Annotated in this window: 18 protein-coding genes and 1 other RNA gene; 4 read left to right on the forward strand and 15 right to left on the reverse strand. The window is 68.6% G+C overall.

The genetic code is table 11. The annotated features are described in order from the left end of the window. Nucleotides 1-43: 43 nt before the first annotated feature. The 5 genes from N553_RS0117655 to ssrA form a co-directional block, all read right to left on the reverse strand. Nucleotides 44-3,565, reverse strand: coding sequence for an SNF2-related protein (locus N553_RS0117655; protein WP_028047628.1), 3,522 nt, complete (start codon nt 3,563-3,565; stop codon nt 44-46). Further along, on the reverse strand, nt 3,562-7,245 hold the full coding sequence (locus N553_RS25460) for a hypothetical protein (protein WP_197030125.1): 3,684 nt from the start codon (nt 7,243-7,245) through the stop codon (nt 3,562-3,564). Before N553_RS25460 ends, N553_RS0117655 begins: the two co-directional genes overlap by 4 nt. A gap of 1,014 nt (nt 7,246-8,259) precedes the next feature. After that, complete coding sequence (locus N553_RS0117665; protein WP_028047630.1) at nt 8,260-9,135, reverse strand: HEPN/Toprim-associated domain-containing protein; 876 nt, start codon at nt 9,133-9,135, stop codon at nt 8,260-8,262. A gap of 82 nt (nt 9,136-9,217) precedes the next feature. Beyond that, on the reverse strand, nt 9,218-10,408 hold the full coding sequence (locus N553_RS23480; RefSeq protein WP_051640321.1) for a site-specific integrase: 1,191 nt from the start codon (nt 10,406-10,408) through the stop codon (nt 9,218-9,220). A 76-nt stretch (nt 10,409-10,484) separates the two neighbouring features. Continuing rightward, nucleotides 10,485-10,852, reverse strand: a transfer-messenger RNA (tmRNA) gene (gene ssrA, locus N553_RS24825). Between the two features lie 540 nt (nt 10,853-11,392). Between ssrA and N553_RS25195 the strand changes: the two genes are divergently transcribed. Next, nucleotides 11,393-11,995, forward strand: coding sequence for a DUF6318 family protein (locus tag N553_RS25195; RefSeq protein WP_156043897.1), 603 nt, complete (start codon nt 11,393-11,395; stop codon nt 11,993-11,995). A 506-nt stretch (nt 11,996-12,501) separates the two neighbouring features. Then, nucleotides 12,502-12,879: a hypothetical protein gene (locus N553_RS25715; protein ID WP_231505312.1), complete on the forward strand. Its 378-nt coding sequence runs from the start codon at nt 12,502-12,504 to the stop codon at nt 12,877-12,879. Between the two features lie 54 nt (nt 12,880-12,933). On the opposite strand, the gene N553_RS23490 is transcribed toward N553_RS25715, so the two are convergent. Together N553_RS23490 and N553_RS0117685 are read right to left on the reverse strand one after the other, a co-directional pair. Further along, nucleotides 12,934-14,094, reverse strand: a complete 1,161-nt coding sequence (locus N553_RS23490) for a S1C family serine protease (RefSeq protein WP_051640322.1) — start codon at nt 14,092-14,094, stop codon at nt 12,934-12,936. 104 nt (nt 14,095-14,198) lie between these two features. After that, nucleotides 14,199-14,789, reverse strand: a complete 591-nt coding sequence (locus N553_RS0117685) for a TIGR03086 family metal-binding protein (RefSeq protein WP_034623274.1) — start codon at nt 14,787-14,789, stop codon at nt 14,199-14,201. A 91-nt stretch (nt 14,790-14,880) separates the two neighbouring features. Between N553_RS0117685 and N553_RS0117690 the strand changes: the two genes are divergently transcribed. Then, nucleotides 14,881-15,525, forward strand: a complete 645-nt coding sequence (locus tag N553_RS0117690; protein WP_028047633.1) for a TetR/AcrR family transcriptional regulator — start codon at nt 14,881-14,883, stop codon at nt 15,523-15,525. An 89-nt stretch (nt 15,526-15,614) separates the two neighbouring features. Here the strand turns inward: N553_RS0117690 and N553_RS0117695 are convergent, their stop codons facing one another. After that, nucleotides 15,615-16,670 (reverse strand): ATP-dependent DNA ligase, encoded by a 1,056-nt coding sequence (locus tag N553_RS0117695; protein ID WP_028047634.1) that lies wholly within the window; start codon nt 16,668-16,670, stop codon nt 15,615-15,617. 151 nt (nt 16,671-16,821) lie between these two features. Between N553_RS0117695 and N553_RS0117700 the strand changes: the two genes are divergently transcribed. Beyond that, nucleotides 16,822-19,143: a family 43 glycosylhydrolase gene (locus N553_RS0117700; RefSeq protein ID WP_028047635.1), complete on the forward strand. Its 2,322-nt coding sequence runs from the start codon at nt 16,822-16,824 to the stop codon at nt 19,141-19,143. A gap of 6 nt (nt 19,144-19,149) precedes the next feature. Here N553_RS0117700 and N553_RS24830 read toward each other — a convergent pair whose 3' ends face one another. The 7 genes from N553_RS24830 to ftsE all read right to left on the reverse strand — a co-directional run bounded on the left by N553_RS24830 (nt 19,150) and on the right by ftsE (nt 25,185). Next, a complete protein-coding gene (locus N553_RS24830) occupies nt 19,150-20,064 on the reverse strand; it encodes a DUF2207 domain-containing protein (RefSeq protein ID WP_369796726.1) in 915 nt (304 codons plus the stop codon). Between the two features lie 95 nt (nt 20,065-20,159). After that, nucleotides 20,160-21,002, reverse strand: a complete 843-nt coding sequence (locus tag N553_RS25940; RefSeq protein ID WP_028047637.1) for a DUF2207 domain-containing protein — start codon at nt 21,000-21,002, stop codon at nt 20,160-20,162. After that, nucleotides 20,999-21,469 carry an SsrA-binding protein SmpB gene (smpB, locus tag N553_RS0117715; protein ID WP_028047638.1) on the reverse strand — a complete coding sequence of 157 codons (471 nt, stop codon included), beginning with the start codon at nt 21,467-21,469 and terminating at the stop codon, nt 20,999-21,001. The genes N553_RS25940 and smpB overlap by 4 nt, the downstream gene beginning before the upstream one ends. 58 nt (nt 21,470-21,527) lie before the next feature. Then, on the reverse strand, nt 21,528-22,244 hold the full coding sequence (locus N553_RS0117720) for a phosphatase PAP2 family protein (RefSeq protein WP_034623278.1): 717 nt from the start codon (nt 22,242-22,244) through the stop codon (nt 21,528-21,530). A 31-nt stretch (nt 22,245-22,275) separates the two neighbouring features. Next, the gene (locus tag N553_RS0117725; RefSeq protein WP_028047640.1) at nt 22,276-23,580 is read right to left on the reverse strand and encodes a M23 family metallopeptidase; all 1,305 of its coding nucleotides are present in this window, start codon (nt 23,578-23,580) and stop codon (nt 22,276-22,278) included. Nucleotide 23,581: 1 nt separating this feature from the next. After that, entirely contained in the window at nt 23,582-24,496 is a 915-nt protein-coding gene (ftsX, locus tag N553_RS0117730) for a permease-like cell division protein FtsX (RefSeq protein ID WP_028047641.1), read from the reverse strand. After that, on the reverse strand, nt 24,496-25,185 hold the full coding sequence (gene ftsE, locus N553_RS0117735; RefSeq protein WP_028047642.1) for a cell division ATP-binding protein FtsE: 690 nt from the start codon (nt 25,183-25,185) through the stop codon (nt 24,496-24,498). The genes ftsX and ftsE overlap by 1 nt, the downstream gene beginning before the upstream one ends. Nucleotides 25,186-25,258: the final 73 nt, after the last annotated feature.

The raw sequence follows: 25,258 nt of genomic DNA on the forward strand, positions 1-25,258 counted from the left end.
TGAGGTGGACCCCCCTCATCGATCGAGCGTCATGCGTTGAACGTCATTCCGTTGCCATCTCTCCCCTAACGGCCATCCATGCGACGAGCCGGACCTCGTGCTTCTCGACCGAGGGCAGCGGCTCGCGCGGCGGCGCCGCGACAACGCCCGCGGCGTCGAGCACCTCGATCACCTTGGTGATCTGCTCCTCGGCGGTCCGTCCCTCCGCGAGCGCACGCCGCACCGCCCTCGCGACTTTGACCGGGGGCACGCTGCGAAGCCGACGCAACAGCGCGGTTCTCGCCTCCCGGTCGAGGTACCGGCCATGTGCGCGGATCAGTTCGGTCGCGTCCCGGAAGGCTGCAGGCACTTCCGGCTCGAACGCGTTGGGATCGGTCATCCCCGTCCAGGCGGCGTGGACGTCGTCGCGTGCGACAGACCACGCTGCGAAGGCTTGGGCGTACACGTCCTCCGGAAGCCAACGCTCACGAACGGGCGCGCCCGGATCAGCGACCCGGAGCGAGATGAGCGTGTCGGAGGAGACAAGAGGAACACCATCGGTGCTCCGGCGGACATTCCACACATCGTCAGCCGCGACGTAGCGGAACCACGGCTTCGCCTCGGCGCCAATCCGCACGCAGAACACGTACCCGTTGCCCCGAACGCCCTCACTGACGAATCCCGCGCCGGATCCGTACGGGAGCGCGAGCATGTCGGACTTCATGGTCGCATCCACCTGCACAGCGTCGAAAAGCCGCCGGCGGTACTCCTCTCCGGACAGCGACGCCGAGGAGCCACCGTTGTCCAGAAGCTGCGCGAACTGGTCCATCGCGGCGGCGTCATTGAAGTTGATCTGGCGCCCTGTCGCGCGGCCAGGGAGCACGTCGCCAACACCGACGGCCGCATCCGCGAGGGCGAGCTTGCGGTCGATCGTCTCTTCGAGCCGAAGCATCTCGTCGAGTCGCCGCGCCGGGAAGAACAGCCCGAGGTGAACGTAGTCGTGCTTGGACCCGATGCGGTCGACTCGGCCGTGACGCTGCACGATCCGCATCGGGTTCCAGGGCAGGTCGTAGTTGATCATCTGACCGGCTTGCTGGAGGTTGACGCCTTCGGCGAGTACATCGGTGGTCAAGAGGATGTCGAAGAGGTCGTCGTGGACGGGCTTGCCGTTGACGCGCTCGCTCGCGGTCTCTGGAGCGAAGCTACCGATCACGGTGGCGCGTCCGCCTTGGTCGACGCCGCCGGTGGCACCGCGGGCGAGCGTCTTAGCGTAGGCACCCATGATCGGCTCGGCGACTCGCCCCCGGTAGTCCGACAGGGCCGAACCTGCTGGTGCGGCGTTGATCGCGGCGACGACGGCGTCATGGACAGGGATCACCGTGTCAGCGAAGGCCGAGAAGACCACCACCTTGCGCCGGTCGCGCCCGGAGACACCGCGAGCGTCGATTCTGCGCGCGGCCTCCGCCATGCGCGCAAGCTCGACCACGAGCGCGCCGACCTTCGACATCAGCCGGGGGTCCGCGGGGTCGACGGTGTCGACGCCTGCCGCGATCGCCGCGGTGAGCTCCGTCGCCTTGCGCTCGCTCGAGGTGACAACGCCATGCGCCAGCGCATGCAGGCGACGCAGCAGCTCGATGTCGGAGGTGACGTCGGCGGTGAGCGCGGCGAGGTGGTAGCCCGCGGCGGCCTCCGGGCGCTCGTCGACGTCGAGTGTTTCGACGAACGCGTCGAGGTCGTCGCTGTCGGACGAAGTCCAGTCCGCGAGAGCGTCGCCCTTAAGGACGTAGCCACCGGCCAGGGCCGTGAGGAACGCCTCGTGCGAGCCGATCATGCGTTCCAGGGACGCCGTGAGCGCTTCGGGGCTCGACTCGAGACGCTTGAGCAGGCCGGAGCGGAGGAGACCGGCGTTGGTGATCTGGTACGTCGCAAGGTCGTGTTCGAGCGTGTACCAGCTCGATAGGTAGCGGGCGAGCATGAGGCGCTCGGGGTCGACGACGCGCTGCGCCCACGCGTTCGGCTGGTGCGGATCCGTGGGGTCGTCGAGTGCCTGGACCATGGCGTCGATGAGGGCCGCACCCTCGTCGTCGATCGGATAGTCAATCCGTCGCGGCTTCGCCTGGGGGAATCTCAGGGTGGTCAGTTTGCCGTCTGGGCCGGTGATCGTCTCGTTGGGGTAATGCTCTTTCACGAACTTCCGGGTGCGACGGACTGCGACCTGGTCCATCAGGTCGAACAGGTGCTCCGGGGTCAGGTTCGCCGGGTCGACGTCCTGAGCGGCGCGAATGTACTTCTTGATGGATGGGATGCCGATGCCGGCGAAGCGAGCGTCGTCCCGGATGAAGTATTTGACGAGGGTCTCTAGGTCCGCGAGGGAGTTGTTGACCGGCGTCGCGGTGAGGAGCACGACCTTCTTCGGGCTCGCCCCCGCGGCGATTACAGAATCGATCGCGGCGGAGCGCTGGGCTCCAGCGTTGCGGAGGTTGTGTGCCTCATCGACGACTATGAGCGAGTAATCGTCCATCTTCGCCGCGAACGCGGCGTCGTACGTCGACAGCGTCGGGTCGACCTGGTTGCGCACCTTCTCGTACGAGTAGATGTCGACCCACCGGGAGAACCGCGGATCGTCGAGGAACGGAGTCCACATCGAGGTGACGAGTGCCGCAGGGGCGACGATGAGTACCCGCTGCCGGTTCGCCGACGCCCGGGCGATGACTTCGCCGGCGAGGTATGTCTTGCCCAGGCCGACCTCGTCGGCGACGAGCACTCCCCCGTTCTCGACGAGAAGTCGCTCCATCCGGGCAACGCCGTCCGCCTGAAACTGCGTCAGCGCGAGAAGTGTGCGCGAGTTCGGCTCCTCCTCGGCGATCGCCGAGCCGTACAGCTCCCAGAGCATGCGCAGGTAAATGGTCCACGGTGCATGCGGGTCCCACAGGCGACCGTAGAGACCGGCAAGGTCGTAGAGCTCGGAGCGGGCCCAGTAGTGCTCAAACCACTCGGATACCTTGGCGGCAGCGTGGGTGCCGCCCATCGTGCCGAGGTTGAGCTCCGCGTTGTGGGCGAGACCTCCGTACGTGAGGTTCGACGACCCGGCGAGCGCCGCCTGAGCTGGGCCGTCCTCGACCAGGTACGTCTTCCCGTGGAGAAACCCGTGTGTGTACCGGCGCACCTCAACCTTCGCGGTGCCGCTGGTGTCGACCGACTTAAGCCACCGGACCATCCGTCGCGCCTCTTGCGTCGGCGTGTAGTCGAAGCCCATCGTGTCGCGCTCGGCCTCGAGCCACGCCTGGTGGCGGCTGAGGGCGGCTTCGCGGCGCTGTACGGCGTCGGAGTCGCCTGCATTGACCGAGCGGACGGACTCGGCGTCCGGCTCGGCGCCAAGGAGGAGCCGAACCCGCGGCGCCCTCTCCAGCTCGTCGGCGATGAGGACGAACCCGGCCGGGTTGACGTACGCCGTCGCAATCGCGACCGGCGGCGCGACCACCTTGTTGTCACGCGCCGACGAGAGCAGCTCGTTGACTTTGTCGGCGACGGTCTTGTCGAAGACGCCCTCTAGCGGATTCGTAGCGAAGTCGGGTAGCCCGGTCATGCCTCGGACCCCCAATTCCGGAAGTGGGCGAGGACGGCGGCAAGGCGTGGCTGGTAGTCCCAGCCGCGGTGGAACGTTGCGAAGACCTGGGTGAGCTGCTCCTCCGTTAGTCCGTAGAGCAGCGCGACGAGCGCGTCGAGCTCGGCGATGAGGTCGTCCTTCATTGTCTGGGACGTCACCGATGCGACGGGGACGCCGACCTCGGCGGCCCATGCCGAGTAGCGCTCGTCAACAGCGGCCAGTCGCCCGGCGATTTCCACGACGCGCATGTTGGTGGCTCCGCTGGGTGCGTAGATTGGAACTGGCAAAGCGTTGAGCACGTAGAAGTTCAGGCTCAACTCGACAAACCGCCGCGCGTACCAATCAAACGGGATCGAGCAAAGGACTCCGAGTAGGTAGGCGGTCTCAGCTGCGTTGTCGTGAAGGTCAATCAGGTAGGGCGCCTTGTTGGTCAGCACAGCAGGCGGAACCAGACAAGCAATCATCGTCCTTGAGTCGGTGCCGCGCGCAACGTCCCGGAACGCAATCCTAGTTCGCTGGTATGGAAGGCGCCCCCGCTCGATCAGGCCCTCTGCGTCCTCCCCAAAGAGCGCAGACGACTTGGTTCGAACCTGCCGCCGGAGTTTTGCCTCTGCGCGCGTCCGGATGGTTGTCTTCGCAGCCGATCCGTGCACTGGACCGGCGTCGGGGTCCCACAAGTTGAACGATCCGCCCTTGAGAACCGGCAGATCCCCTGTCGAGTCCCCCACGTTCCAGAGTGCGGCATCGGTGGTTTGGTTGAAGTCTCCTTGCGCGGGTCGAACCGAGAGATCCGAACGGGCTCCGCCGAGACTCGGCGACTGTCTTATCGTAAGGAATGGCTGTGAACTCGCCGAGTTGGGCATCGCAGGGAACGCCGCAGACGGGGTCCAGGCGGAGAAGTCGCTGACGCTTACCTCAGTTGACTTATCCACGCCATCACGGAACTCACTCTCGGAGGCGAACGGACCGCTGAAGCGAACGAATTGGCTCTCCCCCTTTTCGAGGACGGTGAGAGCGATGGTCCAACGCGGCTCCATGTCGAAGGCCCAACGAGCGGAGTTTACTATGAAGGAAACGTCGGCGAACGACCCGTTCGCAAGGATCTCTTGACGCCACTCCGCCGACCCCAGGGCCGACAGTGCCCCGCGGGGAAGCACGACGCCCACGCGCCCTCCGCGCCGAAGCAAGGTCCAGAATCGCCAGCAGAACGCCTTGTAAAGGTCAGCATTTCCGGTCTCAAATCCCGGGTATGGCCCACGAGCCAACGCCAGGCGGAGCCGCTCGGCCCACGCGCGCTCCTGCTCCATTGCGGCGACGAGGTCCGGCCGCGACTCGCGGTATGCGGCGACAAGCGCCTTCTGCTCGCCATCGGCTCGGCTCTTAAGCCCCGGGAACGCCAGCGTCCAGAACTTCAGCTCCTCGAACACAAGCTCCTCCCATGGCGGGTTACCGAGGAGCACGTCGAAGCCGGGATTCTCGCGTACGAACACCTCGGGGAAGAGCATGGGCAAATGCGCGGGCCGTAGCGGGGCGACGATCCGCGACGGCTCAGTCGCTTCAGTAAGTCGGCGGAGCGTCGACTCGTTGGTGATGTTCGTCGTCCACTCGCCGAGCCGGACCGCGACGGCGGCGTCGAAGAGTCGCGCGATCGGCGCGGACGCCTCTCGGGCGGCGGCAAGTCGCGTTGCGGCGGCCTCTACTTCGGCCTTCGTGGCCTCGGAGGCGTTGGCGACGTCGAGCAGCAGCGGAGTGACCCGGTCGAGGTGCTCGCGGAGCAGCGCGCGGATCGCGGCCTTGTACCCGACGCTCGGCTTCGCCTTCGCCATCGGGCGCTTCGGGGCGAGAGCGGGCCTCTGCTGGACACTGCCGAAGAGAACGTCCTGGGTGAGGGTCAGGAGTTCGTCGTCGTCGTCCGACGTAGCTTCGACGGGCTCAAACGCCGTGAGGGTGGTCTCGGCGACCTTGGCGAGCGCGTTGACGGCTTCGTCGATGGTCCCGATCCCCGTGAGGGAGTCGGCGCAAACGAGCCCGTGGTCGAGGTTCGACATGGGCAGGCCGGGCACGAAAGTGTGAATCCACAGGGCGAGCCGCGCGAGCTCGACAGCCATGAGGTTGATGTCGAGGCCGTAGATGCAGCGGCGCGCGATCTGGCGTCGCAGCAGACCGACCTCGTCGACATCGAGCTTGGCGACGTCGTCGGTTCCAAGCGCCTCCTTGGCGACCTCGGAGAGGCGACGCATCTCCTCGGTGACGCCGGGCACGGTGTGCTGGGTGAGGAACGTGCGCATGAGCGCCTCGATCTTGTCGATCGCGGCGACGAGGAAGTGGCCCGAGCCCATGGCGAGATCGGCGACGCGGAAATCGAAGAAGTCGCGCGCCGCGGCCGAGGCGTCGCCCGCACTCAGGTGCGCGGCGATGCGGTCGAGGTGCTTCGACAGCGCCGGGACGACGGATCGCTCGATGAGGTGGTCGACGACGACCTTGGGCGTGAAGTAAGAGCCGGTCGCCTTCCGCTCGCCAGAGGCGGAGTGGAAGTAGACGCCGCCCGCGCCGACGAGCGCCTCGTCGCCGTCCTCTGCGGGCACCCAGGCACCCTCCGAGTCCTCCGTGAGGTCTTGATCCGCACGGGACAGCGACGACTCCAGAAGGCCCTCGTAAATCGTGCCGAACTCGCGCACCGACAGGGAGCGGAAGTCGACGAGGCCCTCCGTACCGTCGTCCGTGCGGTCGACGAGGAGCGCGCGCAGCGCTGGAGCGAGCACCCGGTCGGGCAGCTCGATACTCGCGATGAGCGCACCGTCCGACGATCGGTCGGCGTCTGAAGAGAACAGCCCACCGTTGTATGCCGGGACCTGCCAGAGCGGTTGACCCTTGTCGATCGCGAGCCACACCTGCTCCAGGTCGCGCCAGAGGATCGCCGCGTCACCGAACTCGAGTGCACCGGCATCGAGCAGGCGGCGCCCCTGGCTCTTGAGCGAGTTGGCGTCGAAGCCTTCGTTGCGACCCGCAGGCAGCAGACCGCGGTCCTCGGCGTACGCCTGGAACAGGAGCCTGAAGAGTATGCGGAGCGTCACCTGGTAGGCCGTCGCCAGGCCGTCGGCGTCGAGCGCGCGACCCTGCTTGGCGAGCTGGTGGGCGACCTCGACAGCGACCGACGGGACCACCTCGCCGTACACGCGCTGGCGGAGTCGCTTGCCAAGCTCCGTGGCGTAGCGGGCGGAATCGGCGAGGATCTGGTCCGTGCTGCCGCCGGCGGCGAGTGCCGCGGCGGAGAAGACGAGCGGGAGCAGCGCGGCGTGGTCGGCGTCGATCGTCGCCAGGTCGATCTCGAAGTACGTCTCCGTCTGACCCTTGGCGCCCACTCCGACGCCGTCGAGGCCCGGGTAGAGCCGGATCTGGTCCTTGCGGATGACCACTACCCACGGGATCTCCTGCTGCAGAGCGATCGCGAGCCCATACGTGACTGGCGACCCGCTGAGGCGAGCCGTCCTCTGGTCGAACTGCTCGGTCGCGTCGATGAGGACCGCCACGGCCCGCGGCGAGTGCCCGTCGCTCACGAGGAGCAGCGCGTTCGCTGTGTGGCGAGTTGTGCGGAAGCCGAGGGCCTTAATGAGGTCGGCGTCCCGCTGTGCCAGGATCGCTCGACCGGCCTCGCCCAAGGACGCCCAGTCCGGGCGTGTCGGCAGGCTCGTCATCACGTGGTGTGTAGCAAAGAGCCCAGAGTTGGTGAACCCTGGCGCCGTCGACTCGTGCGCCCGGCGGAAGTTGGCGAGCCGTTCGGACGCGAGCTCGACGTCCGGCTCGTAAAGCGCTGACTGCAGCTGCCGCTGGGCGGCCTCGACCGGCAGCTCGACGGTGGCGGCCTGCGGGTCCGGGCCAAAGAGGTATGCAGTGTCACCGTGAGTGACCGCGACGACAAGAGTGATCTGACGGCGTCCCCTGCGTGCCATGTAGAGCTCCCGAAGCGCCGTCCGAGAGGGCGTAGCGACCGCCTCCGCCGTCGCAACCTGGAGACTGCCGAGCCCGTCGGGATCGGGTCCCAGGAACACGGCCCGCGGAACAATCCCTACGGGCGCCTCGGGCTGGGTCCAGGGCACGCGCCGATCCGCATCGAACTGCACTGTTGTCGTCTCCTTCAACGCATGTCCTGGCTCGCACCGACGGTGCCATCCCGACACCATTCATTGCTCGGCCTGAGGCCCGGCTCGGACCTATCTACACCGTCGGCGCGTACCCACGCGTCCACAGCGCTCGCCTGGAACCGTCACTGGACGAGTCGACACCATGGCCTCGGCTCCGTCGAGTGTGAACGCGAAGTCGAAACCGGCCATGTCCGCAATCATGACGCCCTGCCGACCAGGTGAACGGGACGCCGCGCCAAGTTAGCTTGCGTGGGTAGCGCTTCGGTCATCGTCCTGGGGCGCCATCCGATCGCGGACGACGCCCTCCGGCATCGTCACCAAGAGCTGGCTGTCTCGATGGATACGTGCTCACGTTCGGCCCGCACCAGGAGGTCCATTTCTGAAGATGTCGACAACCTTAGGAGCGGGTAGGCAGGGTCAGAATCCGGCCCGACCGCGTCCCAGGACATGCCACCGAGGTTGCATGCGGAGGCGTCGTCGTCACCTCGCTTGCATCAGTCAGTGCGTCGCGCCGTAGCCGTCGGCGGCCTGCTAGGTCAGCCCGGGAAGTGGACTTGGCAGGAGTCGTGCAATCTCCAGAAGGCACTCGACGCTCTGGCGAAGGTCGTCGTCCGACAGAACGTTATGCGGGTTCTCCGGGTGATGGATCATGTTGCGAACGGAGGTCGGCAACGTCGTCGTTTCGTGAGCAACCCCGCCATTCGACGTAGTCCTCCCGTAGTTCGTCACCTGGGTTAGTCCGCGGTCTGTGAGCCATCTATCGAAAGCTCTGACTGTGGCCGCACCAGCGTGGTCCTGCAGGCGCCCGAACAGAGCCGTGTGATTGATGATGAATGCCTGCCGGTCGATGTCAGTGAGGTCTTCGAGGGACGCCCAACCACTTTCGACAAGATCTTGATAGTGCCACCGGAGCGGAAGCGAGCGGCTCTCCGGCCGATCGGCGAGCACTCGGAGTGTGAGCGCGAAGTCCAGGCCCGCGATGAAGTCCTCGAGGAATGACCCATCCGTGCCCCATGCTCCTAGCAGGTTCACGACGAAGGCGCGAAAGTCCCAGATATAGGGTTCCAGGTCAGCCGACGTCAGCGCCGCAAAGTCGATGCTCGTCAGGGCGTCGCGGAACTCGTCGAATGAGAGCCGCAGTTCGGCCGTGCGGTTCCAGCGCTCGACCGCGCTTTCGAACTTCGTCTTCGCCTCATGACTGGAGTAGCCGAGGTGGCACAGCCGAAAGTAGGCCTCGTCCAGGGTTGTCTCGAACGCCGGCTTCGTCTTGGTGACGCCGCCTGCGTAGCGGTACTCGACGTCCCTCAGGCTCCCGGGTGGGAAGAGCCAGTGGTGATTCTTCCAGTAGCGGTTCTTGCCCCAGTCGATGTCGATGTCGTTCAGCGACAGCGTGATTTCGGTGCCCACAGCGCATCCTTGCATCTGAGCACCATCAGGCACGGCCGACGGACGCGACCACCGGAGCGATCGAGACGGTCCTCCTACTTGATCAACCGTCCGTTTGCACGAAGGAAGGCAAGGCGAGCCCTTCAAGCGCCCGGCTCGCTGCAGCCGCGGCTGCTGTCTGTTGATCAGGCAACAGATGCGCATACGTTTCAGTCGTCGTGGTGATCGACTCATGTCCGAGTCGGCGCTGCAGCACGAACAGGTCTGTGCCCGCCGCGATCATCCAGGATGCGTGAGTATGACGTAGGTCGTGTACGCGAGGACGCCTCACCAGCCGGCCAGCATCGGGATCGGGTGTGCCGTCGGCGCCACGCGGACGACTCGCGGCGTCGAGGGCCGGCGTCCACGTCGTGGTCCAGAAGCGCGAGGAGGAAATCTGTTGACCGACGGTGTTTGTGAACAGGAGCGCGTCCGAAGCCCTCCCGGCGGCCAACGGCATCAAAACGTCGACGAGCTCGTCAGGAAGCGACACAGTCCGCCGAGCCCGCTTTGTCTTCGGCGGACCGACGTACCAATGACGGTCGCCGTCGCGCTTCCAGGCCTTTGTGACGCGCAACGTTGGCGGGCTGGCAAACAGATCAAGGTCTCCTGGGGTCAAAGCCGTTGCTTCCCCCCATCGCAGGCCAGTCGCCACAAGTAGCAGGACCAATGGCTGGTAGTGCGGCTGGACATGCGACAGCAGGAGGGCGAACTCGCCCCGAGTAAGCACTGTCATCTCGTCCTGCGTCAGCTGCGACTTGGGGAGCTGCACGCCGACGCAAGGGTTGTCCGCCCGGTACCCAAGCCGGACGGCCGTCGACATCGAGGCAGAGAGCAGTCCGTGGATGTTCGCGATTGTCTTGGGCGACAGGCCACTGTCGCTCATCGAGCGAACCCACCCAGCAACATGCCGGTATGAGATCACGGAAACTGGATACGCCCCAAGCGTCGGCGCGATGTGCCGGCGAAGCTGCGTGCGGTAGCTGGCACGTGTGTCCGGACCTACAGCGGTCAGCAGATCGATGTGCTCCGAGACGGCCTCGACGACAGACGGACCGTGGTGCCGGACGGCGTCGGCGATTCGCGCGGCCTCGTCGGTGTGGCCACCCGTGACCTCGAGGAGCTGTTTCGCCACCCGGGCGTCGTTCTCGTCGTCATACGTCAGGGAGCTCTGCCGCTTCGTGTCCGGGTCTCGCCACAGCACAGCGAAGGACCGCGTCCCGTCGGCCCGGACCCGCTCCCGTATGGAGGCCATAGACACGAAAATAGCCCCCCGCGTCAACGAGCGGCTACTTCCTGTCAACATGACCTTGCGTTTCCGCAGGTCAGATGAGTGGAGGTGGCGGGAATCGAACCCGCGTCCGGTGACGCAGTACCAGGAATTCTCCGGGTGCAGCCTGCTGTGATTTTCTCGGCCCCCACGCTCACACAGGCATGTACGTGGACGGGCTCAGTTGGCTAAAAGTCCCGGAAACCCCACCAACGAGGATTTCCAGCAGTGGCTCTCTAGATGACGCTGGTTACTGAGTCGAGAGCGTACTCAGGCCAACGGACTTCGGGGCTCGCTCAGGCGGCGAGGGCGAAGTCGGTGCGGTTTGTATTGGCACCTATGGTTTTGCACGGAGCGTTGACGAGATAACCGTGCGTCCTCGACCCGCTTCTCCTGGTTCGACGATCACCGTCGAAACCGATCACCCCCATGTTCAGTTTTCAACACCGTCCCCACCGAGGCGGGGGCGACACAGCCCAGCCTACTGCCCAACGACTGCCGCGTCGTGCAGATTCCCGCCGCTCGGCCGTTCGTGAGGAGCGGCCGCGCTTGGGCGCCAACCTCGGCCCCACCGTGACCACGATCGGATGGCTCGACGATCCGGCCGGACCCGGAAGGCCGCGTTCGCGTCGTTGAGGGCGCCGGAGACCGCTGGCGCCTTCGAACGACGACTCCTCTCTGCCGCGCACGCCGCCGAAGATCAAGACTTCACCCTGACCGTTGAGCTGACGGCTCGTGCCTCCGATCAAGGCGGCTGGCGGAACACGAACCGCCAGAACGCGCGGCCCCACCGTCGTATTCGAACTTCCCGGCGATGCGGCCCCGATCTCGCTGGTGCGCCTGGAGCATCGCCGGACCCAAGTGACCGGTCACGATCTGACCGTGCAGAGCAACAGAGCTCCGATCACGGTTGTCCACAGATCCGCGACCAACGCACGCGCGGGGTCCTGTTTGGGTAGGTTCGCGACCATGCACACGAGCAGGCGGCTGCGAAAGTCGATCACCGTCCGCGCCGCAACCGCACTTGCGCTTGCTCTGTCCCTTGCGGCGTGCACCAACAAGGTCGTCGCCCCCGACGAACCGACGTCAGCCACATCCCCGACCGTCACCGACAGCCTGACCCCGACGCCAGCACCGATCCCAAGACCTACATTTCCGGAGTCGGGAAACTCTGCAACTGTCGACGGAGCCGTCGCTGCGGCCAAGTACTTCATGGCGGTCTACACCTACGCTCGGCAGTCCGGCGATCTTTCAGAATGGAACGCGCTCGCAGCTGACGACTGCACGTTCTGCAATGCGGTGAGCGCCAGCGTCAAGGCTGCGGTAGACGCTGGACACACCGTGACCGGAGCAACCGTCTCCGTGCTGGAATCGGCAGGGTCCGAGATCACCGCTGGAGAGTGGTACACAGCCACGCTGCGCGTCGACGAGGCGCCATCGCAGGAGTCGGATAGGTCAGGACGAGTTCTAACGGAGGGCGGGGGCGGCCCTCACGACTTGTTCTTCGCCATTTCCTGGAACGATGGTTGGCAGATCGATGCAGTCGACGTCAACGCGACGCCGTCCAAGTGACGAGCGTCGCGCTCGTCGTTGCAATTGCCCTTGTGCTCGGGACGACCGAGCCACCGCCCACCGCAGATCTGGGTTCCTTTGGCGGCGAGGTCTCCGACAACCGCACCGCGCTCGATCTCAACGCAACGCGGGCGGGGGCCGCGCTCGCGAGGCTGGCAGCGGCGCATGCGACAGGACCGCCGCTCGTGGCGCTGCAACGGGCCGCGCGGTGCATAGCCGTCGACCTTAAATCGACAACGCCACTAAATGGGCCGTGCCCAGACGGGGTCTACCACGAGGACCCGGCCCTGTGCGGCGGCGAGGCACCGCTGGAACCGCTATGGGCGCGAACCCGCGCGACCGCAGATTCGCCATGGTCCGACTACGCATTCGTCGCACCCGGTGGATGTCCGGCCACGCTCGAGCCCGTATTGAGCGAAGCCGACTTCCGTCGCCTCCCGCTCGCGCCCCCTCCGCTCCACCTCCAACCGGACCGCGGCTGGGTCCTCGTCAACATGGACACGATCGTGTCCACCGACAAGACCGAGCAAACGTTTCGCACGGAGCTGCTCGGGCGCGGGATCGACGTCGTCGCGACGCCCGACACCTTCACCTACGACTGGGGTGACGGCACGGCGCCCCTGGTCACCCGGAGCGCCGGCCACGCGTACCCGGACCAGGACACGTTCCACGTCTACACCGGGCTCGGCACCCGCCAGGTCACGCTGACCACCACGTGGACCGCCAAGTACCGAGTCGACGGCACCGCGCAGTGGCGCGACGTCATCGGCACGGCGGCTACGTCCGCCACCAGCGCGGCGTTCACCGTCGAGGAACGCCGATCGCACCTCGTCGCCGAGCTCTGCACGGCGATACCGACGCCGCCGGACTGCGAAGACGGCTGACCCCGGGCCGACTCTCGAGGCGCGCCCGACCCAGCACCACACGGGTGCGCCAGTTCATGCGGCGGGACCCTCGATGAGGGTTGCCGACGCAGACGACGACGCGCCGGTGGCGCCCGAGACCCAGGTCAGTGCCACCGCGTCGCCCGGCTCGTGGGCGCCCAGGGCGGCGGACAGCTCGGACGCGGTCGACACCGCGACCCCGTCGACGGACGTGACCGTGTCGCCGGCAGTCAGCCCAGCAGCGGCCGCGGGTGTGCCCTGGAGGACGCCGGCAAGGGTGGCGGAGCCGTCAGAGGACAGGGACACCCCCAGGAACGCCGGGTAGCCGAGCACGATGTCGGCGTTGTCGACGCCCTGCTCGATCTGGATCGCGATGGCCAGGGCGTCCTCGATGCTGATCGCGTAGGCGACGACGGAGCTCTGCGACGTCGACGCGGCGGTGGTCATCCCGACCACCTCGCCCTCGTCGTCCACCAGGGCACCGCCGGAGTCGCCTCCGACGACGGCCGCGGCGAACTCAATGAGCCCGTCGAGGGTCTCCGAGTTGCTGCCGGAGGCGTCGGAGGAGGCGGTCATGCTCTGCTCCGTCGCGAGGACGGTCCCGGTGGCGGCGACGAGTGAGCCGGTGCCTTCGGCGTTGCCGATCGCGGTGACGGTCTCGCCGGTGGTCACACCGTTGTCGTCGTCGAGCGCCACCGTCTGGAGGTCGCTCGCGTCCTGAAGTTGAAGCAGCGCGACGTCGTGGGTGGCGTCCGTCCCGACGACCGTGGCGGCGTAGGTCTGACCGGTCGTCTCGTCGGTGACCGTGATGTCCGTGGAGCCCTCGACCACGTGGTTGTTGGTGAGGATGAGCCCGTCGGACGTGAGGATCATGCCGGTGCCGGCCGCCGCCGCACCCTGGTAGCCGAGCACCGTGTCGATCGTGACGACGCCGACCTGCTGGTCGGCCGACGCGGCGACCGCCGGAGTCTGAGCCTGGGTCGCGCCACCGCGGGTTGTCCGGGACGCCTCCGGCGGGAAGAAGGATGCCCCCTGGACGAGGGCGCCCGTGGCGGTGGGGGGCGACGCCGCTGTGCGGCCGTCGAGGGCGAAGCCGGTGCCGGCGCCGGCGACCAGACCCAGCACGAGCGTTCCGCCCGCCAGGCCCAGGAGCAGCCGGTGGCGACCGAGCCCGGTCGTGGGCGTTGCAGCGGCGTCGGCGGTTGTCTCGTTCATGGTCCTGATCTCCTTCGCGGCCGCCTCGGTGGTGGCTGCTGGGATCAGATAACCCGGCGTTCCGGGGAGGGCGCTGGGGGGCACCCGAGAGGAACCTGTGGGCGTCAGCGTGCCGTCGGCGCGGCCCAGAACGGGTCGCGCCCGAGGTAGCGCAGCAGCTCGGCCGCCGGACCGTCGTCGACCGCGGGGAGCTCGGCGGCGTAGGCGCCCCACTGCCGCAGCGGCTCGACGAGTGCCCGGGCCGTCGGAAGGATCATCGCGGCGAGCTCGTTGTCGAGCGGCGAGCCGAGACCTGCCGCCATGGCGATGTCCCACGCGTGGACGGCGGCGTCCAGAGCGGCTGCTCCGGCGGCGGTCTGCGCGGGGAGGACGCCCTGCGGCAGCGGGGTCGGGGCGGTGCCGTCCGGGTCCACGCCTGCGTAGGCGCGCGCGCTGGCGTCGAGCGCCGGCCCGACGAGCGCAAGCGGTTCGACGGTGAGGTTCCCGTCGGGTGCGAAGGGGTCTCCCGTTGGCCCGTCGGCACCCGTCAGGAAGAAGGCGTAAGCGCGCTGGTCCCCCGCCGCGTGCTGCAGCACCTGTGCGACGTCCCACTTCTCGCAGGGTGTCGGACGGGTGAGGTCGGCCGGGACGAGGGACGCCGCGGTGGTGCGCAGCGCGGCGTGGGCTCGGTCGAGGACGTCGAATCCAGTGCTCATGATCAAACCTCCATTCGGGAACGGAACGCTTCATTCCGCATCTACACCGTAGCGGAATGGTCCGTTCCGTTCAAGTGCTACCCTCGCGCTCATGGCGGCTCTCAGCGGACGGCGCGGGCAGGCCGCGCGCAATGACGTCACGATCCTCGACGCGGCCCGATCGGTGCTGACGGCCGACCCCACCGCGGCCGTCTCGGCGGTCGCGGCTGCCGCCGGTGTCGGGATCAGCGCGCTCTACCGCCGCTACCCCAGCAAGGAGGCACTGCTGGCGCAGCTGTGCCTGGATGGGCTCAACGAGTACCTCGTCATCGCGCGTGAGGCGCAGACCGCGACCGACCCGTGGGAGGCGTTCGCCACCTTCGTCCGTGGGATCGTCGCCGCTGACGTGCACGGGCTCACCGTCAAACTCGCAGGGCGGTTCATGCCTTCCGACGAGCACAGGCGCCTGGCTGCCGAGTCGGGTGTGCGAGCCGAGGAGATCCTCGCGGCGGCTCACGCGGCAGGCGTGGTCCGCGACGACCTCGACCCGCAGGACCTGGCGATGATCTGGGAGCAGCTGACGGCCATCCGGCTCGGCGACGCCGACCGCACCGCCGCGCTGCGCCGCCGCTACGTCGAGATCCACCTGCAGGGTCTACGGGCCTCCCCGGCACCGCTGCCCGAGTCACCTCCGACCCCGGCGGAGCTCGGCGCTCGGTGGGTTCCGCGCAGCGACACCACGTCGGCCGGGTCGTAGCCGGCCGACGCGTCACGCCGCCGCCCCGTCGGCTGCCGAGCGCACGTCGGCCGGGTCGTCGCCGGCCGACGCGTCAGACCGCCGCCCCGTCAGCCCGCCGACAGCACGTCGGCCAGGTCGTAGCTGACCGGCTCCTCGAGCTGGGCGTAGGTGCAGGACTCAGGAGTGCGGTCCTGGCGCCAGCGGCGGAACTGCGCGGTGTGCCGGAAGCGCTCACCCTCCATGTGGTCGTAGGCCACCTCCACCACGCGCGACGGCTCCAGCGGCACGAACGAGAGGTCCTTGCCGCGTGACCAGCGGCTGCCCTCGGCCTCGCGGGGCGTCCGCCCCTCGGCGGCATAGTTCCAGGGGTGACCGTCCAGTGAGGTCACGAGGGGCGCGAGCTCGGTCACCAACGCCCGGCGCCGCTCCATCGGGAACGACGCCGCGACACCCACCGACGCCAGCACACCCTCGGACGTGTAGAGCCCCAGCAGCAGCGACCCCACCGCATCGGGCCCGGACGCGTGCGGCCGGTAGCCGGCGACCACGCAGTCGGCGGTCCGCTCGTGCTTGATCTTCTGCATCGTCCGCTTGCCCGGCTCGTACAGGCCCGACGGATCCTTGGCGACGATCCCGTCCAGCCCGGCGCCCTCGAACTGCGAGAACCACCGCTCCGCAACCTCAAGGTCGGAGGTCTGGGCGGTCACCGACACCGGACCGGAACCTCGGACGATCGTCTCCAGGCGCGCCCTGCGTTCGGCGAACGGCAGACCCGTGAGGTCCTCGTCGTCCAGAGCAAGGAGGTCGAAGAGCACCAGCCGCGCCGGGGTGGTCTCAGCGAGCAGCCGCACCCGCGACTCGGCCGGGTGCACCCGCTGCAGGAGGGCCTCGAAGTCCAGCCCGGTGTGCCGCGACGACGGCACGATGATCTCCCCGTCGACGACGCACCGTTCCGGCAGGTGCGACAGGACCGCCTCGACGACCTCCGGGAAGTACCGCTGCATCGGCTTGGTGTTGCGAGACCCGATCTCCACGGAGTCCCCGTCGCGGAACACGATCGCCCGGAAGCCGTCCCACTTGGGCTCGTACAGCTTGCCGGCCGGGATCTTGGGAACCGACTTGGCGAGCATGGGATCCACGGGCGGCATCACCGGAAGCGTCATGGCACCCAGTCTTACCAGGCGCCCCCGACGTCCCCCGTCGGGTCGCCGCGGCGCGGGGGCGTGCGACAAAAGCGTGCGGCAGAAAAAGTGCGGCAGAAAAGCGGTCAGCGTACAAAAGACCCACGGCCACTCGACGACGATCGGCACCCGGATGCGAACTCTCACCGTCCACCGCGCACCCGTCGCGTTCACCCTCGCGCTCGCCACGAGCCTCGCGCTCGCCGGCCCGGCGTCGGCGGGCGGTGAACCGAACAGGTCCGCGACCACCTCGTACACGAACCCGGTCAGCGCGGGCTTCGCCGACACGTTCGCCGACCCATCGGTGATCCGCGGCAAGGACGGGTGGTGGTACGCCTACGGGACCACCGACCCGCTGCGGGAAGGCGAGGCGACCCGCCACCTGGTGCCGATGTCCCGCTCCGCGGACCTGGTGAACTGGGAGTACGTCGGCGATGCGTTCGCGGAGGACGCGGTCCCGGCGTGGGCGGACCGTGACCGAGGGGCGGCGCTGTGGGCGCCGGACGTGCGGTACGTCGACGGGGAGTACCGGATGTACTTCGTCGTCACGGAGACCACCGTGACCGGCGAGCCGAACGACAACGCGGTCGGCGTCGCGACGGCGCCGACACCGACCGGGCCGTGGACGCCGACGGATGCGCCGGTGGTCGGGCCGCGGCACGGGGGCGGCGGAGCGGGCGACTTCCTGTGGACGTTCGACCCGTCGCACGTCGTCGGCCCGGACGGCGCCGAGTACCTGTTCTACGGGTCGTACTACGGCGGCATCTGGGCCACGGCGCTGTCGCAGGACGGCCGGACGGCGGTCGGCGACCCGGTCCGGGTAGCGATCGACAACAAGTACGAGGGCGCGTACGTCGTCCAGCGTGACGGCTGGTGGTACCTGTTCGCGTCGTCGGCCAACTGCTGCGCCGGCCCGACCACGGGGTACAGCGTGCATGTCGGCCGCTCGCGCGACCTGACCGGCCCGTACGTCGACCGGGAAGGTGTCCCGCTGGACCAGTCGCGGGCGGGCGGCACACCGGTGCTCGCGCCGAACGGGAACCGGTGGGTGGGGACCGGCCACAACGCCGTGGTCACCGACCTGGCCGGCCAGGACTGGATGGTCTACCACGCCATCGACCGCGAGGACCCGTACCTCACCGGTACCGACGGCATCAACGAGCGCCCGATGCTCATCGACCGGCTCGACTGGATCGACGGCTGGCCCACGGTGCGCGCCGGGGCCTGGGCGTCGGAGGGCTGCGAGGACGGTCCGAGCACCGGCGGGGTCACCGGGTTCGAGCAGGGCATCCCCCGGGGATGGACGACGACGGGGCCGTGGACGACCGCGTCCGACCCCGCTGCCGGGTCGAACGCCGTGTCCCAAGGAGCCGGCGCGCTGACCACCCGCGCACCCTCTCTCCGGGACGTCCGGGTCGAGTCGGACCTGCGTCTCGACCCCGGCGGAACCTCCCCCTTCGGTCTCGTCGCCGGCGCGCAGGTGCAGCGCGGCGGCTGGGACACGGGCCGACGCGGGCACGGCGTGACGGCCACCGTCGATCCGTCGGCACGCCAGCTCGTCGTGGAGGCGGCATCCGGAAGGTCCTCTGCAGCGGTGCCCGCGAACGTCGACCTGTCGGCGTGGCACTCGTTGGCTCTCACGGTCCGCGACGGCGTCGCGACGGCCGAGCTGACGAACGCACGTCTCGGTGATCCGCTCGCCGTGGTCTCGCTCGAGGTGCGCGGCGGCACCGGGGCCGGTCGGAGTGCCGGCGCCTTCGCGGGCGGTCCGGGGGTGCACGTCGACAACCTCAGCGCGCTGCCGGCAGCCCGGCCCGTCGACAAGGGGATCCGTCAGCCGCTGCTGGGCCCGATCGACCCCGCCTTCAGTGACGAGTTCGACGGCCCCGCGCTGGATCCGCGGTGGACGACGGTGCGCGACCCGCAGGTCACGGTGGAGGGCGGGTTCCTTCGGTGGCCGACGGAGGCCGGTGACATCGTCGGCACGGGGAACGACGCGGGACTCCTGCTCCAGGACGTGCCCGAGACCCCGTGGGTGGCAGAGACGCGGCTGACCATCGACCTCGGTACGGACACGGTCCGCAACTACCAGCAGGGCGGCATCCTCGCCTACGTCGACGACGACCTCTGGTCGCGGCTGTCGCACGTGGCCATCTGGAACACCCGCCAGACGGAGTTCGGCCACGAGCAGCCGTTCGCCGGCCGGCTCTCGTTCGGGGGCACGATCGTCGGACCGCCCGACGAGACCACGTGGCTACGCCTGGTGCACCGGACCGACGACGGTGGTGAGCACGAGGTGCAGGCGTTCACGAGTACCGACGGGCAGACCTGGGTGGCCGGAGGGGTGTGGACCTTCCCCGCGGGATCCGACCTGAAGGTCGGGCTGCTGTCTCTCGGTGGCGTAGGTGCCACCTCGCAGTTCGACTACCTCCACGTCTACCGCCTGCGGCGCTGACGTCTCCTACCAGCCGCCACCGCCGCCGCCCCCGACGCCGCCCCCGGAGAACCCGCCGCTGAACCCCGAGCCGCCCGACGAGCCGGGCGTGGGGGCGGAGATGGACTCGGTGGCGATGCTGGAGAAGCGGTCCAGAGACGAGGCGAACGCGGAGGCCCAGTAGATGTTGGAGCCCGGGTAGTAGCCGCCGACGTACCAGCCGGGTTGCGCCACGGCACGGCCCTGCGCGGCGAGCTCGCTGAACACGCGAGCCCAGCGGTCCGCCAGTCCGAACACGATCGCGTACGGCAGGTACCGGCTGAAGATGTCCTCGCCCTCCTCGAACTTCAGCTGGTTGGCCTCGGCGGTGGCCAGGTACCGGCGGAAGCCCATCGACTGCGCGAGTGCGGCGGTGCCGTCAGCGGTGCGGGCCGGGGCGGCGCTCGACATCAGGAACACCGCGGCCCCGATGATCCCGATCGCGATGGGGACGAGAAGGCTGCCGCGGACGTCGGACAGCACGTTGAACGCGAGGATGCCGAGGAGCCCGGCGAGGATCACCAGCGCGACGCCGGCGACTCTCCAGGTGGAGCGCACCGAGTGAGGGTTGGCGCGGAACCAGCCACGGTTCGTGACCTCGTCGTAGAGGCCGGTCTGCACCTTGGCCATGGACGCGGCGAACGTGGTCTTCAGGTCGGAGAGCCTCACCGACGTGCGACCCGCGAAGATCTCCGTCAGCAACATGTCCTCGAACGGCAGCAACGACCCGTCGCGGTTCTTGAGCTGCACCAGGGTCCAGTCCTTGGCCTTCTTGTTCGGGTTGTCGCGCGGCACCTCCTCGATGCGCAGCCACCCCCGCACGGCCAGGTCGACGAGCGTCGCGGTGACGTCGACCGGGTCGGCCTTCTCGTCGATGAGCGTGCCCATCTCGCCGGGAACCATCCCGCTCGGGGGCTGGAACTGCACCGACACCGGCCCCCGCTTGTCGCGGAAGCCCGTGTTGCCGGGCTGGCCGTCGGCGGGCCGCAGCCCAGGCGTCAGGCCGAGGTACGCGATGTCACGCCCCGCCCTGCGCACGCGTCGGACCGCGAGGAACGTCCCGACCACGAGAACGACGAGCGCGACGACGCCCAGCGGCGAGACGGGCTGCACGGGCGCCAGCGGGTCGGGCTTGCCGACGAGGATGGGCTCCACCCCGGGGAACGTCCCCCCCGGCCAGCCGGTGACGGTGGTGAGCTGGTCGCCGACGGGCACCAGGTCCTGCGTGAACGTGGCGCCGTTGCCCGCGGGAACGGCCGAGGTGCACGGGTTCGTCGACCCGTTCGGTCCGGCGAAGCAGACCGCGCCTGCACCGCGGCCGGGCCGGTGACCTGCACGGTGACGTCGCCGATCGGGATGGTCCAGCCTGCGCCGATGACGTTCCAGTAGAGCTCGTCGCCGGAGTGCAGGGAGTTCGCGGGGTTGAGCCACCCGTTCACCGTGAGCTGCACGTGGTAGGTCTGGACGCCGGACACGTCGTCCACGTCCGGGTCACCGATGCGCAGGATGAGCGCGGTGTCGGTGGTCTCCTTGTTGACCTGCGCCGGAGCACCGGTCGAGCTCGACGCCGTGACGTCCGAGTACTCGAACGAGCGGTCGTGCTCGTCGTCGTAGAACACGCGCGTCGGGAACGTCAGGTACGGGCCGTGCCCGGGGGTGTCGCCGAAGTCGAAGTCGAAGTCGAGGTCGACGGTCACGACCCCGTCCGACGCGACCGCCGCCGTGACGTCGTACCGCGTGATCTCCTGGCCGCTCGACTGGTCGGGAGCGGCCAGGGCGGGAGTCGCCACCGCGAGCAGGGCCACCAGCGCCAGCAGGATCCCGGCGAGACGAGCCCTCACAGGTCGCGCTTCTCGCGGATGGCGCGCGTGGCCTCCATGTTGTCCTGCCTCTCGCGCAGTGCCTGGCGCTTGTCGTACTCGCGCTTGCCTCGCGCCAGCGCGATCTCGACCTTGGCGCGTCCGTCCAGGAAGTACAGCGACAGGGGAATGATCGTCTGACCCTTCTCGCGGGTCTTGGACTCCAGGCGGTCGATCTCGTCGCGGTGCAGCAGCAGCTTGCGCTTACGGCGCGGGGCGTGGTTGGTCCACGTGCCCTGGCTGTACTCGGGGATGTGGACGCCCTCGAGCCACAGCTCGTGGTTGGTCACCTCGCACCAGCCGTCCACGAGCGAGGCGCGCCCCATGCGCAGGGCCTTGACCTCCGTGCCGGCGAGCACCAGCCCGGCCTCGAACACGTCCTCGATGACGTAGTCGTGGCGGGCCTTGCGGTTCGAGGCGATGAGCTTGCGCCCGGACTCCTTGGCCACCGTCGTCGAACCCCGTTCCTTGCGTCTGCACAGGCACGCGTTGTGCCGCCGACCGAGCCTACCTGTGCGGGGCCAGCGGATTGAGGCGCCCCCACAGCGTGGCGACACCGATCGACGCCCCCAGCAGCGCAGCGCTGCCGACCACGTCGAGCACGTAGTGGTTGCCGGTGGTGAACACGACTGCGGTCATCAGGAGCGGGAACAGCCACGCGAGCAGCGCCAGGCGCGGGTGGGCGGGCCGCAGCGCGAGCCAGACCGCGTACGCGCACCACGCGGACAGCGCCACGTGGTTGCTGGGCATCGCGGTGTAGCCGCTCGACGCGGGGCGGTCGACGAGGTCGTGCTCGGCGACGATGTCGACCACCCCGGGCAGGGAGAAGCGCGGCGGCGACATCGGCATCGCCCAGTACACGGGCAGGATCAGGACGAGCATCGCCACGAGCGTGCGACGAACCACCAGGTAGACCTCGGCGTGCCGCACGTACACCCACACGAGCACCCCGACGATCGCGAGGTAGTACGAGCGGTAGACCAGCACCGCGACCGTGATCAGGACCGGCTGCCCGGCGAGCCACCCGTTGAGCGCCAGCTCGATGTCCAGCCCGAGGGCACGCTCGATGGTCTGCAGCGTGCGCGCGTGGATCCCGGCGGCGGACAGGTCATGGCCCGTTGCCGCGTGCAACCGCGTGAAGACCACGAACACGAGGAGGAGCAGGACCGCCTCGGCGAGCACGCCGGGACGCCGGAGCGCTCCCCCAGCCGGCGGCGTGGCCACACGGTCACGCTAGTGGACCAGCGGGCTGCGATCAGATGCCGAGCAGCGGCCGCGGGTTGGTCGTCGCGCCGTTCACGTACACCTCGAAGTGCAGGTGGCACGCTGCGGACGTCCCGGTGTTGCCCGAGCGCCCGATCAGCTGCCCCTGCTCGACGTGCTGCCCGGAGCCGACCGCGAAGCTCGTCAGGTGGTTGTAGCTCGCGGACAGCGCGTTGCCGTTCACGAAGCCGCTGTCGATCATCACCTGGTTGCCGAACCCGAAGCGCTGCTTGGCCCAGGTGACCGTCCCTGCCCGACCGGCATAGACGGGCGTGTTGCAGTACGTGCGCAGGTCGATGCCCGCGTGCAGCCGCACGTAGTGGAGCGTCGGGTGCATGCGCATCCCGTACTCGGACGTCACGTAGATCGGGCTGATGCTCGTGGGGTTGGCAAACAGCGCCGTGCCGATCGGGCCCGCCGGACCATGCGGGTTCCCCGCGGCCGCATCCCGGGCCTTCTGCTCCGCGATCGCCGCGACCAGCTCGTTCTGGACGGCCGCCGCCTCGGCGTCCGCCGCGGCGAGCTGGGCCTCGAGCGCCGCCTTCTGCGCGTCGAGCTGCTGCTGCTGGCTGACCTGCTGGGCCAGGAGGTCGTCGAGCGACTGCTTGGCCGCGGTCGCCGCCGCCTTCGCCGCGTCCGCCTCGACCACCTTCTGGTCGGCGTCGGCCTTGAGCTGCGTGATCTTGTCCTTCACGGCCGTCAGCCGCGCCTCGGCGTTCTTGTTGAGCGCGTCGCTGGCCCGGAGCGCATCGAGGAGCTGACCCTGCGTGCGCAGCGCCGTCGAGAGGAGGCCGTACCGCTCCGCGAAGTCCGTCGCGCTCTGCGAGTCGAGCACCACGTCGATACCCGAGACGCTCCCGCCGCCGCCCTTGTACGCCTCGCGCGCCATCTGCCCGATCGCCGCCCGGATCGCGTCCGCGTTCGCCGCGTCCGTCGTGATCGTCGTCGCGATCGTCGTCTGCTGGTCCTCCGCGTCCTTCAGGCGTGCGGCGATGATGGCCGCCTCACGCTGCGCCTTCTCCAGCTCAGCCCGCGCAGCATCCACCGCCGCCTGGGCGGGGACGATCTTGGCCTGCGTGTCGGCGAGCTGCAGTGCGAGCGCCTGCAGGCTCGCGTCGGCACCCTCCATCGCGGCCTCAAGGTCGTCCCGCGCCTTCGCGACGGCAGCCTTGTGGGCCTCGGCCGCCTTGCGGCGGTCGTCGATCTTGTCCGCGGAGGCCGGCCCGGCGGGCCCGGCGAACACTGCCGAGACCACCAGGGCGACGATCGCGACGACCGAGATCCGGTTGACCCTCACATCACACCTTGGTGTAGCGCGAGAGGGTGACCAGCGACGAGATCGCTGCGAGCAGGATGGCGATGACGATGAGGATCGGCGCCACCGTGAGCACGTCGGCGGTGTCGACGTACGGGATCCAGTTCACCGACTCCGAGAGCCAGTCACTGACCAGGTACTCGACACCGATCCAGAGCCCGCCCACGGCGAGCAGCGCACCGACCGTCGCGGCGATCGCACCCTCGAGCATGAACGGCAGCTGGATGAAGAACGTCGAGGCGCCGACGAGACGCATGATCCCGGTCTCGCGGCGGCGGCTGAGCGCCGACAGGCGGATCGTCGTGGTGATCAGCAGCACCGCCGCCAGCAGCATCACCGCCGCCAGACCACCCGCGAGCAGCGTCGCGTGGTTGAGCACCGAGAACAGCTTGTCGAACAGGCGCTGCTGGTCCTGGACGTCCTCGACGCCCGCGCGCCCCGACACCACGTCCGCCACCAGCTGGTACTTCTGCGGGTCCGTCAGCTTGATGCGGAACGACGAGTTCATGTCGTCCACGGTCACCGCGGCCGTCCACGCCTGGTCCTTGAACTGCTTCTGGAACGCCGTGAAGGCGTCCTCCTTGGACTCGGTGTAGATCTTCTCGACGTAGGGCTTGATCTCCGGCGATGCCAGGGCCGCCTCGATGTCCGCGCGCTGGTCCTCGGACACCTCGCCGCTGGCACACGTCGGCGCCGACGAGTTCTGCGGGCACAGGAAGACCGAGACCTCGACCTTGTCGTACCAGTCGTCCTTCATCTTGCCGATCTGGATCTGCAGCAGAGCGGCCGACCCGACGAACGTGAGCGACACGAACGTCACCAGGACCACCGAGATGGTCATGGACAGGTTGCGACGAAGACCGAGGCCGATCTCGGAGAGGATGAACTGGAGGCGCATCAGCGGTCCGACCCGTAGACGCCGCGCGACTGGTCGCGGACGAGCTCACCGGTGGACAGCTCGATGACGCGCTTGCGCATCTGGTCCACGATCTCGTCGTCGTGCGTCGCCATCACGACCGTGGTGCCCGTGCGGTTGATCCGGTCGAGCAGGCGCATGATCCCCAGGCTGGTGGTCGGGTCGAGGTTTCCCGTCGGCTCGTCGCACAGCAGGATGTTGGGCCGGTTGACGAACGCGCGCGCGATCGCGACGCGCTGCTGCTCACCACCGGACAGCTCGTGCGGGCGACGCTTCTCCTTGCCGGCCAGGCCGACCATCTCGAGCGTGTCCGGCACCGTCGTCAGGATGTGGTGCCGCGGTTTGCCGATGACCTGCAGCGCGAACGCCACGTTCTCGAACACCGTCTTGTTCGGCAGCAGGCGGAAGTCCTGGAACACCGCACCGATCTGGCGGCGCAGCTGCGGGACCTTCCACGACGACAGCGTGCCGAGCTCCTTGCCCGCGACGAAGACCCGCCCCGCCGAGGCGCGCTCTTCACGCAGCACCAGGCGCAGGAAGGTCGACTTGCCGGAGCCCGAAGCGCCGACGAGGAAGACGAACTCCCCGCGCTCGACGTCCAAGGAGACGCGGTCGAGGGCGGGTCGCGCGCCTCGCGCGTACACCTTGGTGACGTTCTCTAGTCTGATCACGGTGCTCGTGGCCAGTGTTCGGGGACGACGGAGGGGTCAAGCGCTGGCCTTGTCGAGAGTAGGCAGCGACAGG

It is taken from the genome of Cellulomonas sp. URHE0023, assembly GCF_000688475.1.
Taxonomy (GTDB): Bacteria; Actinomycetota; Actinomycetes; order Actinomycetales; family Cellulomonadaceae; genus Cellulomonas.